The organism is Calothrix sp. PCC 6303 (assembly GCF_000317435.1).
GTDB lineage: Bacteria > Cyanobacteriota > Cyanobacteriia > Cyanobacteriales > Nostocaceae > PCC-6303.
Window position 1 is genome coordinate 2,609,736 of record NC_019751.1, and the last position, 19,203, is coordinate 2,628,938.

Genomic DNA, 19,203 nt, shown 5'->3' on the forward strand with positions numbered 1-19,203 from the left:
TCTAGAATAAAACGGTAATGGCACAATACCTGATTACCCAACTCCAAGAACAATTAGCCCAAGCGGGTGATAGTAAAACTAAGGAATGGTGGGAAGCTTATCTCAAGCACTCACTACCTTTTCGCGGATTGAAATTACCCCAAGTCAGAGCAATATTACATTCCTGGGCAAAAACCGCTAATTTTTCCAGCCAACCAGTAACTCAACAATTTGAAACTGCTATTGTTCTAATTCAAGAATCTTGGGGAGAGGATAAATTAGCGGGAATTCTCTTACTGCAAGAATTTTTGCTCAAACACCGCTTGATTAATTGGGAATCGGATTTACCAAAATTCGCCACCTTGTTCGATGAAGCTTATATTAAAGAGTGGAATACCTGCGATTGGTTTTGTGTCAAAGTTCTCAATCCCCTCATCAAACAACAAGGAAAATCCTGTGCAGAAGCGATAATGCAATGGTGTGAAGCTGAAAATTTATGGCGTAAACGAGCATCAGTTGTCAGTTTCGTCAATATTGCCAAACATGGAGAAAGTAATTTTCCTGGTTTTACCCAAATGTTGCTCCATAGCTGTGGAGTAGTAGTTCAATCTTCAGAAAGGTTCGCGCAAACTGGTACGGGATGGGCTTTACGGGAATTGAGTTTGAGCGATAGGAATTTAGTCATTGACTTTATCAAAACCAATAGCACCTATTTTTCCAGTGAAGGATTGCGCTATGGGATGGAAAAATTTCCACCCGATTTACAGCAGCAACTCAAACAATATCGGCAGGAAAAATTAAAATCTAAGAATAATCCGAAATCAAGCATCCTATGTCTTCCCTAGCACAAATTGAAGCATTTCTCCCTGTTTCCTCTACTATTACCACCTCCGGACAGCCAACCACAGAACAGTTCGCAGATATCGCATCAGCGGGTTACAACTTAATTATCAACCTAGCGACCCCCGCATCAACTAACTGGAATCCCGAAGAAAGTGCGATTGTTGAAAACTTGGGAATGGAATATATCGGTATTCCCATCGACTGGGATAATCCTACCCTCAGCGATTTTGATGAACTTGCTATAAAACTTGATGAAAATCCAGAGCGAAAAATCTGGGTACATTGTGCCAAAAATATGCGTGTCTCGGCAATGATGTACCTCTACCATCGACTTCGCAAAGGTTATACAGAAATTTCAGCCCGTGGCTATCTCGAACAGATTTGGCAACCGAATCAAATTTGGCAGAATTTTATCGACGCAACAATAGAACTGTATGAAGAGTGATTTAGATAACATTATCAAGTCTGTCTCTACAACTTTCTAACTTCTTCGATTGGTACGTTTTTGATTACTAGCCAAACCAGCATGATATAAATCGATCGCCCGATAGTGAGCAATTGGGTCTTGACGATTATGCAACCAATCTTGAATAAGTTCTAAATTATAGCGAATACATCGGCTATTCAATTTTACCCAATGGGTTCCTTCAATCCATGTCCCATCTAAACGATATTTTTTAAGAGTGGAAAAACTCATATTTAATATCTCTGATGCTTGCTGTTTTGTTGCTAACTGAAACATCGGTGTAACCTCGATTTTTTTAATTTATAGAATATTTATCAATTTATTAAACTCAAGTTAGTTTTCAAAAGTTATACAGAATTATCTATTTCTCAACAATTATTGTACAGAAAAACAAAATCAAGTTGATTCAATATTTCTACAGAATCTATTGAGCTACAAGCATTAATACACAATACCTTCAGCCATGTAATTACCAAACCTCTATCACTATAGTGATAGTTTGTTTTATCACTATAGTAATAAACATCTTTACGTCAAAAGGTAAGTATTGACTAACTAAATTTGAACGAAAATGACGTTAATAGCTCATAAATATCATCCTCAGAGCAGAGGAAACTAGTCTATCCGCAATGCAAGGAGTGTGAATGCAGATGAATGGATATAGCGTGATTTCGTTAGACTACAACTTTGATTATGGTCAATTTCATAAACCAGAACTGCAAGGCAAAGCCAAGAATACACTGGTTGAATTCTTCAGTTTTGTCCGTTCGACCTTTGACTCTTTAATAGAAACTGGTCGGATTCTCCAGGATTTATACTATGACTGTTTGGCTTTTTGTCCCAAAGGGAAAAAGGTCTTTGAAGAATGGTTGAAAAGTGATGATTTTGGTGCATCTCGCTACATAGCTAAAAGCGCGATGGAAATATATCTTTGGTTTAATAAACTAGCACCAAAAGTGCAAAACTTGCTGCGTCAAAATGTTCAAAACTGGAGCGTTTCTGCACTACGTCAACTAACGAAAGTTAGCACTGATTTGGTGAAAGAATTAGTAGCTGGAGGAAAGAAAACAGCATTAGAAGTCAAGGAAGAAGGGGAGAAGGACAGGGAAAAAGAGGGAGAAAGTGTTGTGGAAAAATCCTCTCAGTCTTGTTTCAATGAGAAAGAATCAAGTGAAACTTCAAATTCCTTCACATCCCCGCTCCTCAAAGCTGAGTTAGCACCAGGAATAAGAATAATCGTCACTGGTGATAATTATGGCTGGAATGGTCATAAAGGAATTGTACTTTCCCAAAATGGAGAATCATGGTGGGTGTTATTAGACCATGTGGTTGCTCAGGGTTCAACAACTAAAAGTCTGTACAAATCTAACCAGATTGAAATTGAAGGTATTGTGGAAAATCCAGATACCAAAGATGTATTTACTGCCGTTCAAGTCGAGAAGAAAATTAAAGAGATCTTAGCACAAAGAGATACAGAAAAAGAATCTTCATTGGAACAAGAAAGAATTGCAGCACTTAAAGAAATAGAATTACAGTCCGCAGCAGCACTAGAAAAAACAAAACGAGAAAAGGAAGAATTAGCCCAGAAATTACTAGATAAAGAACGTGAACTAGAAAAAGTGCGTTCTCTCACCATCAAAAATCAGCAATTAGAGCAAAGAATATCAGACTTGGAAAATACTGGTAACAATGGGATTAGCAACATACTTAATTATTCAGAATTAGAAGAAAGAATTGCACCATTAACATCTGAAATCGAACGATTAAATAGCATCAACTCATCACAAGAGAAGGAAGTTGCACAACTAAAATCTATTAATAGTAAGCAAAGAGAAAAAATTCAACTATTGTCTCAGAAGGATGTTTATGACAAAGAAGAAGAAATAATTGCAAAATTCGGAGAACTTGGAGAACAATCTGGTTGGGGTGGTTGGAGTCGTCGCGGATATCGAAATACAAGTGGAATACTACACACGGGAATAAACGCTATTGCTGCATTTGTTGCGGACTTAAGCAAAGAGCATAATTATCAGACATCATTATGACTGACCGGAAGAGGCAGGGAGAAAAGGAGCAGGGGGCAGGGGGAACAAGTTCCGTCCCTACGGCTGCCGAGCATCATTCGACTTCTCTTAGAAGTCATAGCCGAGGTATGGCAAGCTCAGGGCATCGCCTTCTAGGAAGCTTATATGGGGAGGAGTCCGGTCTTCCCCCTTGCTCCCTGCCCCCTGCCCCTTTTCTTCTTGTTGACCCTCAAGACCTACAGTACATCTCCAATATCCTCAGCCAAGTATTAGACAATCACCATTATTTAGCTGATATTAAAGATGTACAAGCCGCTTTAAAAGAAGTGAGTTTAGAGCATGGTAGGGAAGTCCAAATCAACTTAGTATTTGAAGAGAATCAACTGACTGGATTCAACTTCTCTTTGAAAAGTGACCTAAGTAAAACTACTCCTACTATCGCTTTCAAGCAGAATCAAATAAATATTGATTCTGAAAAGGGTGATGTTATTCCCTACATACAAACAGTGACAGCTATCGATGTAGCTGCAACAGAATCAAAAGGAAATATAGCAATTCCTTCTCCATCTCCAAGTGAAATAATCTTGACACCAGGATTACAAGTAGAAGATCAACACATTATTAATCCAGATATTCCTGAAAGTGACGAAACAATCGAAACACAATCTTCAGGATTTGGGAAAATAAATCCTAATTTAATTGGTGCTGCACATCAGCTAGTAAATCAACATGAAATTAACGGATTATTACTAACTGGATTAACCCTGAAAACAGGTATTTCCCTAACAGAAACTCTCCAACCTGAAGAAAAACCTGATATTCAAACTGCGGGATTAGCAATAATTAAACGCTTTCAACAAGTCCTGCCGGAAGAATTTATCGCTTTAAAAGCTGGTGATTCTCCTTCTTCTTTTAATTGGAAAGACCCGGAATCCAATAAGCAATATCATTTTTGTTTTGAAGCAGTTCAAACTAATGCCGAAGGAGATATTTTAATACCTGCTTTATTAAAAGGATTTGAAAAGCTTTCTGGAAATGATGCAATGCAACCTATATTTACTGCCACGTTAATTGATGCCAAGTATAACCATTGGAGTATCGAACAGTGTGATTTTAACAAAAACCAGATTCAATCCTTAAATCTTGCTACCAAACCTATCTCTCCAGTTCATACTACTGCAATTACAAATACAGTTGGTGATTTTTGTTCTGAAATATAACTAATTAATCATGTCCAAAAAACATCAAAATACTCCTAACTACAATATTCAAGCTGATGGTAAAAATCCTTCTCATCAGACAATTGTACCGTTGTTTACAAAATTCATCTGGACAAGAACTGATATCAATGCTGTCATATCCCTGGGATTTGGCTTGATCTATTTAGCAGTTAGAGAACCGATTTTAAGTGGGATTATTTTCTCATTAGGTTTGTTCTTTCACTGTTTAAATCAAGTAATTAATCTAATCCCTTACCTTAATTATTTTGTTGGCATTAAAATCCGTTTTTGGCACATAGCAGGACTAATTATCGCCTTAACTGCGACCCTAACAACATTTGAAATGCCAGCACAAGCAATATTTTTAAGTGGTTTAGAACAATTTTTAACTGAGATAGCTCAACAAAGCTCCACAGGAGGAACAAGCTCAATTGATCCGCAAGCAATAACTCTAGTTTTCAACGCCATTCGTGGGGTATTTCTACTATTAGTAGGAGTCGCAGCATTATTTGCCTACAACCAAGCACAGCAAGGAAACGACTGGAGACCGATTGCAACTCAAGCAGGTTTAGCAATTGGGATTATTCTCACAATTGACGTTATTACCTTTCTCTTCGTTGGTAATGGAACTGGAACCAGTGGAGGATAGAAACATTGTCAGAAAAAGAAATAATTACAGTAAATAGAATATTAGGTAAACAAGCAGGATTAGGTCCCATTCCTGCCAATCAAATTCTGCCTTGGTTCGCTATTATTACTATTTCCTATTTTATCTTTGATGGGTTATTAGGGTGGGGAATTCCCAAAGTAGTTGTTATTAGTTTTTGGTTAATCCTAAGTTGGTGGTTTGTGACAGGTAAAGACCCTGATAAATACGTGAATCGATTTCGCAAACCCAAAGGTAGAAATTGGATTCTTGGTGGAGCAGTTTATATATCTCCTTTGAGAAAGAAGGCAGGAGGAAGAGGGCAGAAGGCAGAAGGAAATAAAGATAAATAATAATTTGAAACAAAAGAGACGAGTATGAAAGTTCAAATACCAACTATAAATTCTCTTGACCAAAATAATTCTAAATCCCAATATATACCTTTTGAAAACGAACTAGACCTCTGTTGTATGGTTCGCATCGAAAGGGAGAACCGCAGTATTGGAGCATTTTTACTGAACCAAGGTGATATCTCCGATGAAAACCAATTTCAAGTAATTTTCGCATTCCAAATTAAAGGTATCCACGACCAACTTTACCCCGAAGAAATTACATCAATATCAACTGGAATCTCGGAAGCGATGAAATCCATCCTTCCCGGAGAAAAATGTACATTTCTCTTGGGAAGATATTCAGATGATTCAATTAGGCAAAAATATCTCAATCAACTTGCCGAAAATTGTTCCCTAAAACTACCAACAATTTTAATTCGTAACGAACAAGCAAGAGTACAGGAATTAACCAACAAAGGAACAAGGTCAACTTGGCAACAAATAGTATTTTGTACTTGGACTGCGGATGCATTTGGAGAAAATAAAACTGACCCTTTGTCAAAATTAATTTACCACACTGCTAAAGCCGGACGTTTTGTCTTAGATAACGTTACAGGACGCATATCTCAACGACAAGAACAACTTCTAAATAGCCTACTATCAAAAGCATACACTGAAGGGTTTATTCAATGGGAGATGCTGTTTAATACCAAAGCTGGATTGGAAATAAAACCACTCAAAGATGTTGAATTATGGTCATGGTTATGGAATCGATTTAATAGATTTTCTCCTCCTCCAATTCCTCAAATTTTAGTCTCAACAGAAGATAAAGATAATAATATTAAACTAACAGAAATTCAAAACTCTCTCAAACATGCCACAACAATTTTAATCACTGGAGAAAGAGGAAGAAGTTCTTGTCCTGAACACCGTCAATGCACAAACCGCATCTACATCAAAGATAAAGTCTGCGGTGTTCTCACAATGGCAGAAACCGTACCTGCATGGTTAAATGCGAAAGAACAAATTTCATGGATGTGGAAAGTTCTGAGTGATTTGCACGTTCATGACACCGAAGCATGGGTAGAAATATCCCCCGCAAATCGCTACCTTACGGAAGATAATTTACACCGTCAAGCTAAACAAACCAAGGTTGCAAGGGAAAGAGCTTTTATCAAAGGAAGTGGTAGGGATGTTGGTGCGGAAATTAAGCAAGAGGAAAGTTTTGACGCGCAGAAAAAGTTATACAAAGGTGCTGTTCCTCTCAACTGTGCGGTAGTATTTTTGGTCTACCGTGAAAATGCAGAAAGCTTAGATCTTGCATGTGATTTACTCTGTAACAGCTTCGGAACAGCCAAAGTAGTGCGGGAAAAACACATTGCGAACCAAATCTGGTTAGAAACTTTACCCATCACCTGGAGACGAATTTTACACTCCAGTTCAATTCTGAGCGAACGTAGATTGGTACTGGAAAGTGAAACTGTGGCTGGAGTTTTACCCCTAACTCTTCCCAAAGAACTCGACTCCAAAGGTGTCGAATTCCTCACTAACCGAGGTGGAAAACCAGTATATATCGACTTATTTACCCATACTCAGCACGCATTAATTACAGGGAAAACTGGTTCCGGAAAATCAGTATTGTTGTGGCGATTTATGCTTGATGCATTGTCACAGGGAATACCAGTGGTAGGGATGGATATTCCCGCAGCAGACGGTGAAAGTTCATTTAAAACAGCGATCGCACTATTGGGAGACGCAGGTGCTTATTTCGATTTATCCCGTGCTTCCAATAACTTGATGGAACCTCCAGATTTAAGACGTTTCGACCTAGAAGAGAGAACTTCACGGATGAAATCATGGCGTTCGTTTATACGTAATGCTTTAGGAGTCATCGTCATGGGACGGTTGGATGCACCCCATTTAGCACAACGAGTTGATGCTATTTTACTGCGATCGCTCGACATCTTTTTGAGTGACCCTGATATTATCGAACGGTATAATTTGGCATTCTCCAAAGGTTGGAAATCTCCCGAATGGCAGGATATACCAACTTTGAAAGACTTTGTTCGCTTCTGTTCAATTGCACGCTTGAATATCTCTAAACCTGAAGCGATTGACCACCAAGCGATTAATCAAATAACCAGTCAGATAGCAGCATTATTAGTAAGTCCTCTGGGGAATGCGATCGCACAACCAAGTAGTTTCTCTCCCGAACCAATGGTCAAATTTTACGCCTTAACTGGACTAAGTAACGACCAAGATTCTTACACGATGGCAGTTGCGGCAAAAGCTGCATGTTTACGGGTCGCTCTTTCCTATCCAAAAAGCCTATTTATCGGTGATGAGCTATCAGTATTGTTCCGCAAGGATGGATTCAGTGCAATGGTGGGGGAACTCTGCGCTACCGCACGTAAGGACGGATTGAGTATAGTTTTATCCAGTCAAGACCCAGATACGATTTGCCAATCACAAGCAGCAGCAATGATTATGCAGAATATCAGTTACCGAATTACTGGTTGCATTACTTCAAATGCAGTTCCTTCGTTTCAAAAATATCTGTCATATCCAGTTGAAATCATCGCTCAAAATGCTTCCGAATCCTTCTTTCCCCGACGTTCTGATTTGTATTCATGTTGGTTAATTGAAAAAGGAGGACGCTTTTGGCAAACTCGATTCTACCCAGGAAAAATGTCTTTAGCAGCAGTCGCAACTAGTCAGGAGGAACGCATTACACGTCGAGCAATTTTGTCCCAATACCCGAATAGCACCAAAGGACAATTACAGGGATTAGCTGATTTTACAAGAGTTTTCGTAACTGCCCTCAAAGAAAATAAAAGCTTATCGCATATTACTGAAGGACTTAAAAATGTACAAAATCAAGAATAAAAAATGCTTACTAACATATCAATTCTGTAGAAGAATTAAGAGTATTTCTGTAATTGGAATAACTGTTTTTGGATTAAGCTTAACTTTTGTCAATTCAGTAATTGCTGCGACCTTAGATACAGCCGAAAGTCGTGATATTTCTCAAACAGCTAGAGAAACATTGAAGAAAAACTCATCAGATCAAATTCAAGAATTTATTGATGATGTAAGTTCCTTTGTTCGTGGTGATTTTTTTGGTAGTATTACACAGCTTATTCAAAATGCGAGTGGTTCCGTCGAAATTCCCGATTTAGGTCAAGTTTTCAGCGAAATCATGAAAGGTTCGCTACCAGAAGATGCAGTTACAGCTAACAAATTTGAAAATAATATTCCTAATTCCTATGCGATTCGCCAAGATATAGCTAATCAAAGCGAAAGATTAGGAGCAATTGAAGTCGCGCAAATTAAAACTCTTTCTAAAAATGCTCAACAACAATCCCTAAATACTCTCGAAGAAAGTGCAAATTCCGAATTAGAATCAAGCCAAATGTCTGATAATTCTCAGAATTCAGATACCTCACAACAAATACTTCAAAATATTTCCAAGCAATTAAAAAATAATGCGACAATTGGAAATTTACAACTTCAAGAAGCATCACAAGCACGACAGGATCGAGCTTTAGATCTAACTTTGACTGCTCAAGCTGCACAGGAATTAAATGCGGTAAATACTAGAGATAGACAAAGTGCGATCGCAACTGGAAATATTGCAATATCTCAAGGTTCGTTACTTGTAATGCCAGGTGGTTCTGTATTTAGTGAGTAGAGGAGTGGGAGAGTGGGGGAGGGGGAGAGTGGGGGAAAGAGTTATTTAATTTTGTTGGAATTAAGTACCCAATTATCAGGGTTATTAATTATGGTAACAAGCATCCCAAGAATCGAATTATATTTTCGATATATTTCTCTTCCTGTTTCAACATCCAAATAATTACATTGCACAGCAAATTCAATCCATGTTTGAGTTTCCGCTGCCTGAAAAGGAGGGGGAGAGAGGGGGAGCGGGGGAGTAAAGAATACTTTCTCCTAACAAGAATAAAACCTTTTAAGCTGAAATAATAAAATAAAAAATATTAACAATTATATGCTATTTAAAGTTGCAAATATTCTACTTACAAGCCTTATATTTTTTATTCTTTGATACTTTCCCCCGCTCCTCCACTCCCTCACTCCCCCACTCCCTATAATGCTGCTTTATACCTGCGTTTCCGCCATGCTTCCGCAAAATTTGCACAAACAGAACGAGAAGAACGACGAATTTGATCTGTTAATGAATACCTTTCTTCTATGGGGAATTTTTTAGATAACTCAAAAATCAGCATTGCTGATTCAAAAGACATTTTATAAACTTCTAAATCTTGGTGGCTTTTAAATGATTCCCTTGTCATCTTTCGCTTATTTAAACCTGCAACTACTATGAGTATAGTACAAGGCTATTTTAGCTTTCTTAATTTCTCTTTTCCCCCACTCCCCCACTCTCCCCCTCCCCCACTCCTCTCTCAAGTTACACAAGCAGATAACTATTCCGATTCCAGTGTTGGTGTTGGACTAGTTAGAAGCAGTATTGAACTCAGCAAGCAAACTGTCGAATCTTGGAATAAAGTTTGGGGAGACGTAGTTAATCCATCAGGTGCATTATGGGCTGGATTATGTAATCTTGGTACTACTCTAGCCGCTTTCAGTATTATTTTTCTGGCGATAAAAATGGCTGCTGATTATCAAGAAAAGCGGTTTCTTTGGTCAGAATTAGCTGCATCTTTTATTTACCCATTAATTATTGCTCTCTTTCTAGGAAGTAACGGCTATTTACTTTCTCAAACGGTGCTTGTTATGAGAAATATCGGTCATCAGCAAGTTGTTAGCGTTCTCAATATTCAACTTGCTGATACGACATTTAAAAGCGCTATATCGAACGTGACTTTAACTCAGAATGTCAAAACCCAAATATCTACAATTTACGCTGAATGTCAGGGTAAAACTGGTAAACCGCTTACAGATTGTTTGCAAGAAAAAAGACCAATTGTAGAACAAATTCTGACTGAGGCAGAAAAACAAAATAATGGTCCGTTAGCAGAAGCACGTAAAGCTGCTGCGGAATTAACTGATTTTGTTCAAAACCCTGGTGCTGTTTTTAGTGCTTCTATCTCGCTGATTTTAATTACCTTCCTTTATGCACTTCAATGGGCTTTTGTCAATATTTTAGAAGCTTCATTAATGATGACTGCTACATTTGCACCAATCGCTTTAGGGTTGAGTTTATTACCACTTGGTTCAAAACCAATATGGGCTTGGGCTAGTGGTTTTATTTCTTTATTTGGAGTGCAGCTTGGTTACAACATTGTTGTGGGTTTAGCTGCCACTGTAATTGTTGCTGCTGGAGCACAAAGTGCTTCTGATTTAGCATTTTTAGCCTTTATTAGTATTTTTGCTCCCGCATTAGCTTTATTGATTGCAGGAGGAGGAGGAATTGCACTTTATACAGGTATTAATAGTCGAGCCACAGCACTTGTTAATGCAGCTTTTGACGGTGTTACTGCTGTTGCTACTGGTTTCGTAGGGAAAGGATAAATGATGCTGAAATCATTAAAACAAGTTAGACGATCTAAATTATTACTAGATTCTAAAGATATACTCCCCTTATGCTTTATCGGGTTAACAACATTTAGCCTGATGAGTTTCTTGTTTTTACTATTTTTAAGTTTTAAAGTCAATCAGCTTGCTGCAAGAAAAACAACTTTTGTACAGTTAGTTAATGGTCATTCTCTAATTATTTCCGAACAAGATTATTTATACCGTCATCCAGAAGTTGTTAAAAATACTGTCAAACAATGGGCAAATTTAACCTTTAATTGGGATGGAATTATTCCTGGAACTAAAGAGTTAGATAAAGGACGAGATATTGGTAAGGGGAAGCGTATTACGACGAATGCTTATATTGGTTCATTTTTGATTCAATCAGGCAAACAAGGCTTTCGTCAAGCTGCACTAAATGCACTTGCTGAGATTACACCTTCTCGTGTATTTGGTGGTCAAGTTCGCTCCAAAATCATTATTTCTTATCTCTCTGCTCCTCGACAAATAAAAATGGGTGAATGGGAAGTTGATATGGTAGCAACAAGGGTATTAGTAAACCTCTCTGGTGGTGCTGACGAAGAAATTACCTTTAATCGGACTTTTAGATTACAAGCTGTAGATATTCCCTCACAACCTGCCAATAATGATTCTCCACTGGAAAGGCAATTATATGAAATTAGAAGTGCGGGTTTAGAAATAACTAAAATCTCAGAATTTACAACTGAAGGAAGAAGGAATAACTAATAAATTAAGGAAGGAGGAAGAGGACAGATGGAAGAAGTTTAATTTTAATTTCCTTCTTCCCTCTTTCTTCTTCCTTCTTTCTTCATTAAACCTAATAAATAGTGATGTTGATAATGAAAAATACTCAAGAAAACTATATTCAAGAATCGCTTGATGAGAAACTAACTCCAGAAGAAGAACGAGAAATATCTGGATATCAACCCGAACAAGTTGCTTTAATTGACCAAGAATTTCTGATTCAACGAGATTCCGAGCAAGCAGAACCAATTGACGAGAGTGAAAATCCTTTAATTAGGTTTGCGATTGCATCGCTTTTAGTTGGTGGTGTCATGGGTTTTGGCTGGATGGTATGGTCTATTTTCTTTGCTTCTAAACCTATTGTTAAAGCTCCTAACCCGAAGGAAACTCCAACAGTGGTAGTTTCTGGAGAAAGTGATGAAGCAGCACTTCTCAAGGCAGAATTAGCACTACGTAACCAAGCAAGTCGCAATCTCGAACAACCCCAAAAGCAAGTAAAACCTGAGCGTATTCAACCCGTGACAAACTCGAAAGTTCGTCCTGTCAATCCTCCACCTCCAAGAATTATCCGTGAAAGAGTCCCATCTCCACCAAGAATTATTCGAGAAACTGTAACCGTAAACAAACCACAGTCAAAACCTGTTTCTGTAACTTCTCCTACTCCCAAATTGGAAAAAATTGACCCCTTTGAGCGATGGAATCAACTTGCAACTTTGGGACAAAAAACTATAAAAAATAGTGATCTTACCGAAGATAAAGAAATATCAAATTTACCGAGGGATAACACCACAGCAAATATTCCCGAACAATCAACTACAGACAAGACTTTTCAACAAAACGAATCTACCAATATTATCCCCGCAGTCGCAATTAGTAATAGCCAAAGTAATTCTCCAACCACTTTAACAAATCAAACACCAGGGGAATGGGGAATTTTAAATCGAACGAATCCGAATATCGAGAGAAATTATCCCCAGACAGCTTTTTCTGAAGCTAATTCCCCAATGCAAATCCAAATTGGAACAACAGCGAAAGGGGATGTGGTAGTGCCATTAATCTGGACACAGCAAGGTAAAAATGGAGTTAGATTTGCAGTCCGATCGCATGAAGATATCCGCTCTACTAATAATCGCGTTGTTTTTCCCAAAGGAACTATTTTAATTGTAGATGTAGATGCAATATCCGAGGAAAATAAATTAGTTCAAAATAACGTCACCGCAATTATTTTCACAGACAAATTTGCTCGCATCCAACAGCAACAAATACCCCAAGGTGTAATTTCTATTCAAGCAGAAAATCAGAAACCACTAATTGCCAAATCCATGATGGATAAAGGTCAAGCCATTGCTCAACAAGATATCTTAATTGGATTACTTGGTGCAGCAGGACGTGCTGGGGAAGTTTTCAACCAAAATCAAAGCCAATCTTCTATTGTCACTTCCAATGGTAACTTTAACAGCCAAGTAATCACAAGCAAAGCAAATAAACCAAATATTTTAGCAGCAGCAGTCGAAGGATTTTTTAAACCAATGTCACAACGCTTAAGTCAACGTGCGGATAAAGCAAGTAGTGAGATTAGTAACAGTCCAGATGTGGCGATTTTACCTGTCAATACAAAAGTGTCCATATTCTTCAATAATTTTCTTGAAATTTCACATTACAATTAGCAATTTATGAAAACAATAATGTTGACAAAATCAATTGCGATCGCTGTGGGAATATCAATTATTTACGCTGTCAATCCATCCTATGCTCAACCTGCTATATTAACGATTAATGCAAGTCAAGCAAGGGGGTTAAACTCACGAGCAGTGGAATTAAAAATTGGGAATGGTAGAGCAACTGCGATCGACTTTTCTGGAATCAATGAACGAATTACTCAAATTTTTCTGTCTGACCCCAGTAGCTTTACTTATTCTACCGATACTCCTTTAGAAAATGGTCAATCTACAACTGTATTTCTACGTCGAATTCAACCTCTAAAATTCCCTAATTTAACGACAAGTAGTAATACCAATTTGTTCGTTAAGACTAGAGCTAGTGACGCTCAAACCTATCTATATACTTTTAATTTAAAGAAGAGCAACAACTCGCCAAAATATAGTGGTATTGCCATCTCTAATCAAATTCCTAACTTTGCGGGAGTAGAGATGACATTCCAAGTTGGTTCGTTTCGTAGAGCAAAAATTAATGATATTGAGCGCGGTTTAGTTTCTGCAATACGTCGAGGTTATACTCCACCATCAGACCCTGTTGTCAATAAAATTAGAGAATTTATTGCACTAGCTAGAAATAGTTCTAACAGCACTTTTATTGAAATTGCTTCATCTGCGAAAGTATCCTTACCTTTGTTGACTGAATTAGCCTTATTAGGCATTGAAGAGCATTTGAATAATCCTGTATCAATACCAATTAATTTAGCAAAACCTTCTGTAGAAGCGATGCCAAAGAACAATTGACCATAACACAGAATTAATTAGTTTGATATTTTGAATCCCACATTCCGCACTTCAAGTTGAAGTACAAAAAGATTACAAGCAAGAAAAAACTAAAAAGTCAGGATAATGAAGAAATAGAATGCTGAATGAATATATTTTTAAAAATAAATAATCAAATACAAAAAAATGACCCATAAAATAGATTATATAAGCACGCTTATTTTGAGGAGCAATTACTGTTCCTTTGAATTTTGATAAATTTTTATTTACTGTTAAAACCTTGTTTAACTTAAGAAAGCAAATAATATTTTTGACAAGATGATGGTAGACAACTCAAAGTAAAATGACGTTCTGATGTTAAATTAACAATTTGATGAGAACCATCTAACATTAAAAGATGAATTCCTTGAAAACATTGAAATACCCATCTTAATGTTGGAGATAAAGTTAGCTTTCCTAATTGGTTCTTGATTCCGATTTTGATTCTTTTTAAGCTATTTCTCAGTTCCCTTTGACCAAGGTTATAGACTAGCAAGCATAAAGACATTAAAAATAGCATAGTTTCGATTCTTTCAGGGTTTTCAAGAAAAAAACTATCTGCAAAAAATAAAGGGTCTTTTAGAAATCTAAATCCTCTTTCACAAGACTGTTGATTTTTATAATTCGTAATAATTTCTTCTGATTTTAATTTATCGTCGTCATTAACTAGGTTAGTTGCTAAAATAAACCTTCCAGCTTCCTTTCTTTGTATTTCTATTTCCTCTGGTTTTTCATAGCCTACTCCTTCCATTTTATAAATAGTTTTATTATTTTTTGATTTACTTTCAATAAATTTAGCTTCTTTAATTTCATGGAATTTTAGCTTTTTATTGATACCTTTTAGTTTATATCGTGCTTGCTCTGGAGTTTCAAAATCTTCTCTTTTTAACTCTTTCAGCAACTTTTCAACTTTATCCTTTTCTTTTTTTAGCTTTTTCTCTAGTTTTTCTAAATCGCTATCTTTTCTTTTTTGACTTTCTACTATTAGCCAGATTTGTTTGACACCACCATAATTAACTATTACTTCTTTCCACTTGTATCCGTCTAAATCTCGACATGCCGTTTTCTCCTTTTTTTCTGTATCTATCTCTTTTATATCTTCTATCTTCTCTATCTCTTCCATTTCCTCTGTATTTACAGACTGAACTAGTTCTTGCGCTTTCTTAATCGTCATCGGCACCCGACTTATCCATTTTAAATGCTCAATTAATTTGAGATTCTCTTGGCTATATAATGCGCTGTCACAGACCATAATACTGTCAAAAACCATTTGTTTTTTAAACTCTATTAAGATTTTTCCAAATACTGCTTTATCTGCTTCGTTCCCATCTCCTGCTCTCATTAATAATGGTATATCTCCATCACTACTCGTGATTAAATCTAAAACACATTGCTTTAAATCTGGTCTATGGTCACGAGAATATCCTTTGGTTATGAATATTGGTCTTTCTTTAGTGATTTCTTCTTCTTTTTCTTGATTCATTTCGCTTTTATACTTCCCGTGTAAATGAAATGAAGTTGCATCTAAATGTGAGTATTTTGTATCTATTTTAAATTTCTTAATTACTGATAGGACAATTTCTATAAATAAATTATTTAATCCATATTTATATAAATCATCCATGACTCTTCCAATTTTATCGTCGTTGAGATAATTACTTTCTACACCTTCTCCCAATAATAATTCAATTGCTTTATCATCAAAAAACTGCTTGAATAAATATAAAGGTCTTGATACAAATCCTAATCCATTGATTAAAACAGCTTTTACCAATACTCCTGCTGTAATCTTCTCACGGGAGTCTACTCCTAATTTGGAATTAATTGTTTCAACTATTCCTATTTCATCAATTAGCCCAGCTACTATTCCGAGATGATCTATATTTTTAATTTCTGCAATTGAAGTTAGAGACATTTTTACCTCTCAAATATTTTTGAGTTTTTTTAATTGTCTCACTTTTGCTATCTAAGTAATTTGGCACGATAAAACAATGTATATTAAGTTTCCTAAAAAGCTTGAAACCAGTATTAATTACTTGCGTAGCTCTCTGTATATTTAGCAACTTCAATTAACTATTAATACTGCCTTGCTTGAATTTTATGAGTATTTTTATTTACTCGTACCAGAGAGTTGAAATGTAGTATAAAAACTACATTTTGAAGTGCGGAATGTGGGTTGAATGAGTGAATAAATATTATCCTGCCGTTTTCTATCCACCTTTAATTCTCAAGTTTTTAGCTAAAAATCCTCTTCCAAGTTCTAAGCTATATAAGAATAAACTAAATGGTAAATTAACAGAAATATCAAAACAAACTGGCATAATCGATATAGATTTGCTTGATGTACTCAAAAATAATCATTTTATAAAATTATTTAACTTATCTGTTTATATTATTTTGATAATTTTTCTTATATCATCTATTTTATTATTATCTCCTCTGTGGCTAGTTTTTTTCATTTGGATATCAATTAGCTTGGGAGTGTTTTGTTTTAAAACGGATTATTCACAGAGCTATCGAGCAAAGAAATATATCTTTAATTGTAGAATATTTCAGTCTAAAAATAATATTTATTTGCCACAATTTGAAACTGCATTAAAGCGTTTATTCCAAGGTAAAGTATTGCAACCTTCAGGTATTAGCAAAGCAAAAGAGGGAGTATCAGAAAAAGATTTTTATCAAACTCTAATACGCATCTTTCCAAGGGTTAGTCAAGGTGTTAAATTCGATAATCCAAATTATCCTTATCCCTACTCAGCCGACTTTATTTTGGTGCATTCAAGCGGTTTAAGTATCGATATTGAAATTGATGAACCTTATGTGGGACATACGAAAGAACCACATCACTGTATCGATCAAGGGAAAGATGAGATTAGAAATAAATTTTTTACTAGCAATAATTGGGTAGTAGTTCGATTTAGTGAGAAGCAAGTTGTTAAATATCCATACAGATGCTGCAAAGTAATCGCTCAAGCGATCGCAAAAGTTACAGGAGACTATACTTTGCTTTCCAGATTGCAAAATACACCCGATTTACCTATCGAACCAATGTGGAATATTAAGCAAGCTAAAAAATGGGCAAAGCTTGATTACCGTAAAACTTATCTACCTGGCTATAAAAAATAGTGATGCTGCAACTTCAAGATTTACCAACATTGCTTGAGCAAGGGCAAGCTGTAATTGCGATCGCAACACCTCTTACCGAACGATTCAAAATACTTGAATTCCTTCATAAATTAGCTTGTGTGAGAGAATTGCCTTTATATTTTTGGAATCAAGGCTATTCCCAATTACGGAAAGTTGATGATTCTTTGAGGTTGAGCGAAAGCAGTTATATTTGTACATCCGGTTTGGATTGGTTATTAAATAATCCTGATATACCGGGAATATTTGTATTTGAGGGTGTTATTTCACCTGATACTGTCACAGGTATATTTCCTCAGTCAACCAAAATAATGCTGAGTAATTTAACTTATGAACTAACAGCAAACTCCGTACCACGATTTTTACTGTGTTTGGAAAGCTATGTTGAACTTCCTGTCGAATTAGCACCTTTGATTCCTATTTTAATTAACCCATTACCAACTGCGATCGCAATTCAAAATTTCGTGAAAAAGTTCTGCGATCGCATACCAAATAGCATACATAAATTTGAAACTTTAGTCCGAACTTGTTTGGGTTTACCAATGGGGGAATTAGAGATACTATTTTCTCATTTATTGGGATTTTCCCATAGTCTCGAAGAACTAATTGATGGGGTTTTAGTTTACAAAAAAAGCAAACTCAAAAATCAAGGTATAGAATTTATTAGCGAACCGGATGTACCCCAAGCTGCTGGATTAGATTTATTAGAAGAAATATTAGAACGCGCTGCGGTATTACTCAAACCTGAAGCCAAGAACCACAATCTCAGTTTTCCCAAGGGGATGATACTTTGGGGACCACCGGGAACTGGGAAGTCACTCAGTGCGAAATTGGCAGCAAAGAAAATGGGTGTACCGATGGTTGCAGCAGATTGGGCTGGATTACGGGGTACAACTGCTTACGAGTCAAGGAAAAATTTGCGGGAGTTTCTACAATTTTGCGATGCTAATGGAGAATATGGTTTGGTTCTCTACTTTGACGACTTCGACAAGGGATTTGCTGGTTTCGATTCCGATAATGATGGTGGTGTCTCGCGTCAGCTTGCAGGAAAATTATTGACTTGGATGCAAGAGAGGACATCCCAAGTTTTGGTAATGGCAACTGTTAACAAATTAGAGTTTTTACCACCCGAATTAGTACGTCGTTTTGATGAGATTATTTTTGTTGACTTACCCCACGCTGGTGCGAGGTATGAAATCTTTAAATTGCACTTGGCTAAATATTTTCCGGGGTTGGATTTTAGTGAAAAGGATTGGTTGCGTTTGTTGAGGGAGACGAAGTTATTAACCCCTGCGGAAATTGCTTTGATGGTGAGGAAAACTGCGGAGAATGCTTTTTATCGAAATGCACGGGAGTTTTCTAGTTTGGAGCTTGGGGAAAAGGCTTTAACTGTGACTGTGAAGGATTTTTTGGAAGTGCGATCGCAGTTTATTCCCAGCATGATTCGGGAGGAAGATAAAATTGTCGAGATTCGCAACAAAGCAGTTTATGCTCGTCCTGCTTCGTCTCCAGATACAAGTCAATGGGCAAAGGAGCCGGAGGTTTTGTTTGGGGATAAAGAGATACTAACAGGGGCATCTTAAATAATGTTTAAAATTTTGCCGCGATCGCATAGTAAATTAATCATATCGTTGATTATAAGTATCGCACTTTACTCCTAGCATGATTCGTGAAGAGGATAAAATTGTGGAGATTCGTAATAAAGCGGTTTATGCTCACCAAGTGCTTTCACTATTTATTTTGTCTCGTAGTTTAACAAATAATGTGGTTAAGGCGATGTTTATGGCTTTGTTGTAAGCACAGGATGATACTTA

At 36.6% G+C, this 19,203-nt stretch carries 17 protein-coding genes and 2 pseudogenes; 15 read left to right on the forward strand and 4 right to left on the reverse strand.

What is annotated here, in order from left to right; genetic code table 11:
* Window positions 1-17: 17 nt before the first annotated feature.
* Window positions 18-824: a DNA alkylation repair protein gene (locus tag CAL6303_RS10605; RefSeq protein WP_015197851.1), complete on the forward strand. Its 807-nt coding sequence runs from the start codon at window positions 18-20 to the stop codon at window positions 822-824.
* The gene (locus CAL6303_RS10610) at window positions 812-1,267 is read left to right on the forward strand and encodes a protein tyrosine phosphatase family protein (RefSeq protein WP_015197852.1); all 456 of its coding nucleotides are present in this window, start codon (window positions 812-814) and stop codon (window positions 1,265-1,267) included. The genes CAL6303_RS10605 and CAL6303_RS10610 overlap by 13 nt, the downstream gene beginning before the upstream one ends.
* Before the next feature lie 36 nt (window positions 1,268-1,303).
* Here the strand turns inward: CAL6303_RS10610 and CAL6303_RS10615 are convergent, their stop codons facing one another.
* The gene (locus CAL6303_RS10615) at window positions 1,304-1,564 is read right to left on the reverse strand and encodes a hypothetical protein (protein WP_015197853.1); all 261 of its coding nucleotides are present in this window, start codon (window positions 1,562-1,564) and stop codon (window positions 1,304-1,306) included.
* Between the two features lie 374 nt (window positions 1,565-1,938).
* Here CAL6303_RS10615 and CAL6303_RS10620 point away from each other — a divergent pair, with 374 nt between their 5' ends.
* Genes CAL6303_RS10620 through CAL6303_RS10645 form a run of 6 tightly spaced genes read left to right on the forward strand, consistent with a single transcriptional unit; the run spans window position 1,939 to window position 9,201 of the window.
* The gene (locus CAL6303_RS10620) at window positions 1,939-3,333 is read left to right on the forward strand and encodes a hypothetical protein (protein ID WP_041740406.1); all 1,395 of its coding nucleotides are present in this window, start codon (window positions 1,939-1,941) and stop codon (window positions 3,331-3,333) included.
* Complete coding sequence (locus CAL6303_RS10625) at window positions 3,330-4,532, forward strand: hypothetical protein (RefSeq protein WP_015197855.1); 1,203 nt, start codon at window positions 3,330-3,332, stop codon at window positions 4,530-4,532. The genes CAL6303_RS10620 and CAL6303_RS10625 overlap by 4 nt, the downstream gene beginning before the upstream one ends.
* 10 nt (window positions 4,533-4,542) lie before the next feature.
* Window positions 4,543-5,181 (forward strand): hypothetical protein, encoded by a 639-nt coding sequence (locus CAL6303_RS10630; RefSeq protein ID WP_015197856.1) that lies wholly within the window; start codon window positions 4,543-4,545, stop codon window positions 5,179-5,181.
* Window positions 5,182-5,186: 5 nt separating this feature from the next.
* Entirely contained in the window at window positions 5,187-5,531 is a 345-nt protein-coding gene (locus CAL6303_RS10635; RefSeq protein ID WP_015197857.1) for a hypothetical protein, read from the forward strand.
* 24 nt (window positions 5,532-5,555) lie between these two features.
* On the forward strand, window positions 5,556-8,396 hold the full coding sequence (locus tag CAL6303_RS10640) for an FtsK/SpoIIIE domain-containing protein (protein ID WP_015197858.1): 2,841 nt from the start codon (window positions 5,556-5,558) through the stop codon (window positions 8,394-8,396).
* Window positions 8,377-9,201, forward strand: a complete 825-nt coding sequence (locus tag CAL6303_RS10645; protein ID WP_015197859.1) for a hypothetical protein — start codon at window positions 8,377-8,379, stop codon at window positions 9,199-9,201. The genes CAL6303_RS10640 and CAL6303_RS10645 overlap by 20 nt, the downstream gene beginning before the upstream one ends.
* 41 nt (window positions 9,202-9,242) lie before the next feature.
* On the opposite strand, the pseudogene CAL6303_RS29110 reads toward CAL6303_RS10645, so the two are convergent.
* A pseudogene (locus CAL6303_RS29110) lies at window positions 9,243-9,395 on the reverse strand (four helix bundle protein); the annotation flags it as partial.
* 224 nt (window positions 9,396-9,619) lie between these two features.
* A pseudogene (locus CAL6303_RS10650) lies at window positions 9,620-9,820 on the reverse strand (four helix bundle protein); the annotation flags it as partial.
* Window positions 9,821-9,848: 28 nt separating this feature from the next.
* On the opposite strand from CAL6303_RS10650, the gene CAL6303_RS10655 reads away from it, so the two are divergent.
* The 4 genes from CAL6303_RS10655 (at window position 9,849) to CAL6303_RS10670 (ending at window position 14,227) form a co-directional block, all read left to right on the forward strand.
* On the forward strand, window positions 9,849-11,000 hold the full coding sequence (locus CAL6303_RS10655; protein ID WP_015197860.1) for a hypothetical protein: 1,152 nt from the start codon (window positions 9,849-9,851) through the stop codon (window positions 10,998-11,000).
* Between the two features lie 102 nt (window positions 11,001-11,102).
* Window positions 11,103-11,750, forward strand: a complete 648-nt coding sequence (locus CAL6303_RS10660; protein WP_238993791.1) for a hypothetical protein — start codon at window positions 11,103-11,105, stop codon at window positions 11,748-11,750.
* A 104-nt stretch (window positions 11,751-11,854) separates the two neighbouring features.
* Complete coding sequence (locus CAL6303_RS10665) at window positions 11,855-13,435, forward strand: TrbI/VirB10 family protein (protein WP_144051028.1); 1,581 nt, start codon at window positions 11,855-11,857, stop codon at window positions 13,433-13,435.
* 18 nt (window positions 13,436-13,453) lie between these two features.
* Window positions 13,454-14,227: a hypothetical protein gene (locus CAL6303_RS10670; protein WP_144051029.1), complete on the forward strand. Its 774-nt coding sequence runs from the start codon at window positions 13,454-13,456 to the stop codon at window positions 14,225-14,227.
* 268 nt (window positions 14,228-14,495) lie between these two features.
* Here the strand turns inward: CAL6303_RS10670 and CAL6303_RS10675 are convergent, their stop codons facing one another.
* Window positions 14,496-16,160, reverse strand: coding sequence for an IS1634 family transposase (locus tag CAL6303_RS10675; protein WP_015197864.1), 1,665 nt, complete (start codon window positions 16,158-16,160; stop codon window positions 14,496-14,498).
* Between the two features lie 269 nt (window positions 16,161-16,429).
* Here CAL6303_RS10675 and CAL6303_RS10680 point away from each other — a divergent pair, with 269 nt between their 5' ends.
* The 3 genes from CAL6303_RS10680 to CAL6303_RS31425 all read left to right on the forward strand — a co-directional run bounded on the left by CAL6303_RS10680 (window position 16,430) and on the right by CAL6303_RS31425 (window position 19,186).
* On the forward strand, window positions 16,430-17,371 hold the full coding sequence (locus tag CAL6303_RS10680; protein WP_015197865.1) for a hypothetical protein: 942 nt from the start codon (window positions 16,430-16,432) through the stop codon (window positions 17,369-17,371).
* 2 nt (window positions 17,372-17,373) lie between these two features.
* Window positions 17,374-18,972: an ATP-binding protein gene (locus tag CAL6303_RS10685; protein WP_015197866.1), complete on the forward strand. Its 1,599-nt coding sequence runs from the start codon at window positions 17,374-17,376 to the stop codon at window positions 18,970-18,972.
* A 79-nt stretch (window positions 18,973-19,051) separates the two neighbouring features.
* Window positions 19,052-19,186, forward strand: a complete 135-nt coding sequence (locus CAL6303_RS31425; RefSeq protein ID WP_015197867.1) for a hypothetical protein — start codon at window positions 19,052-19,054, stop codon at window positions 19,184-19,186.
* Window positions 19,187-19,203 lie beyond the last annotated feature (17 nt).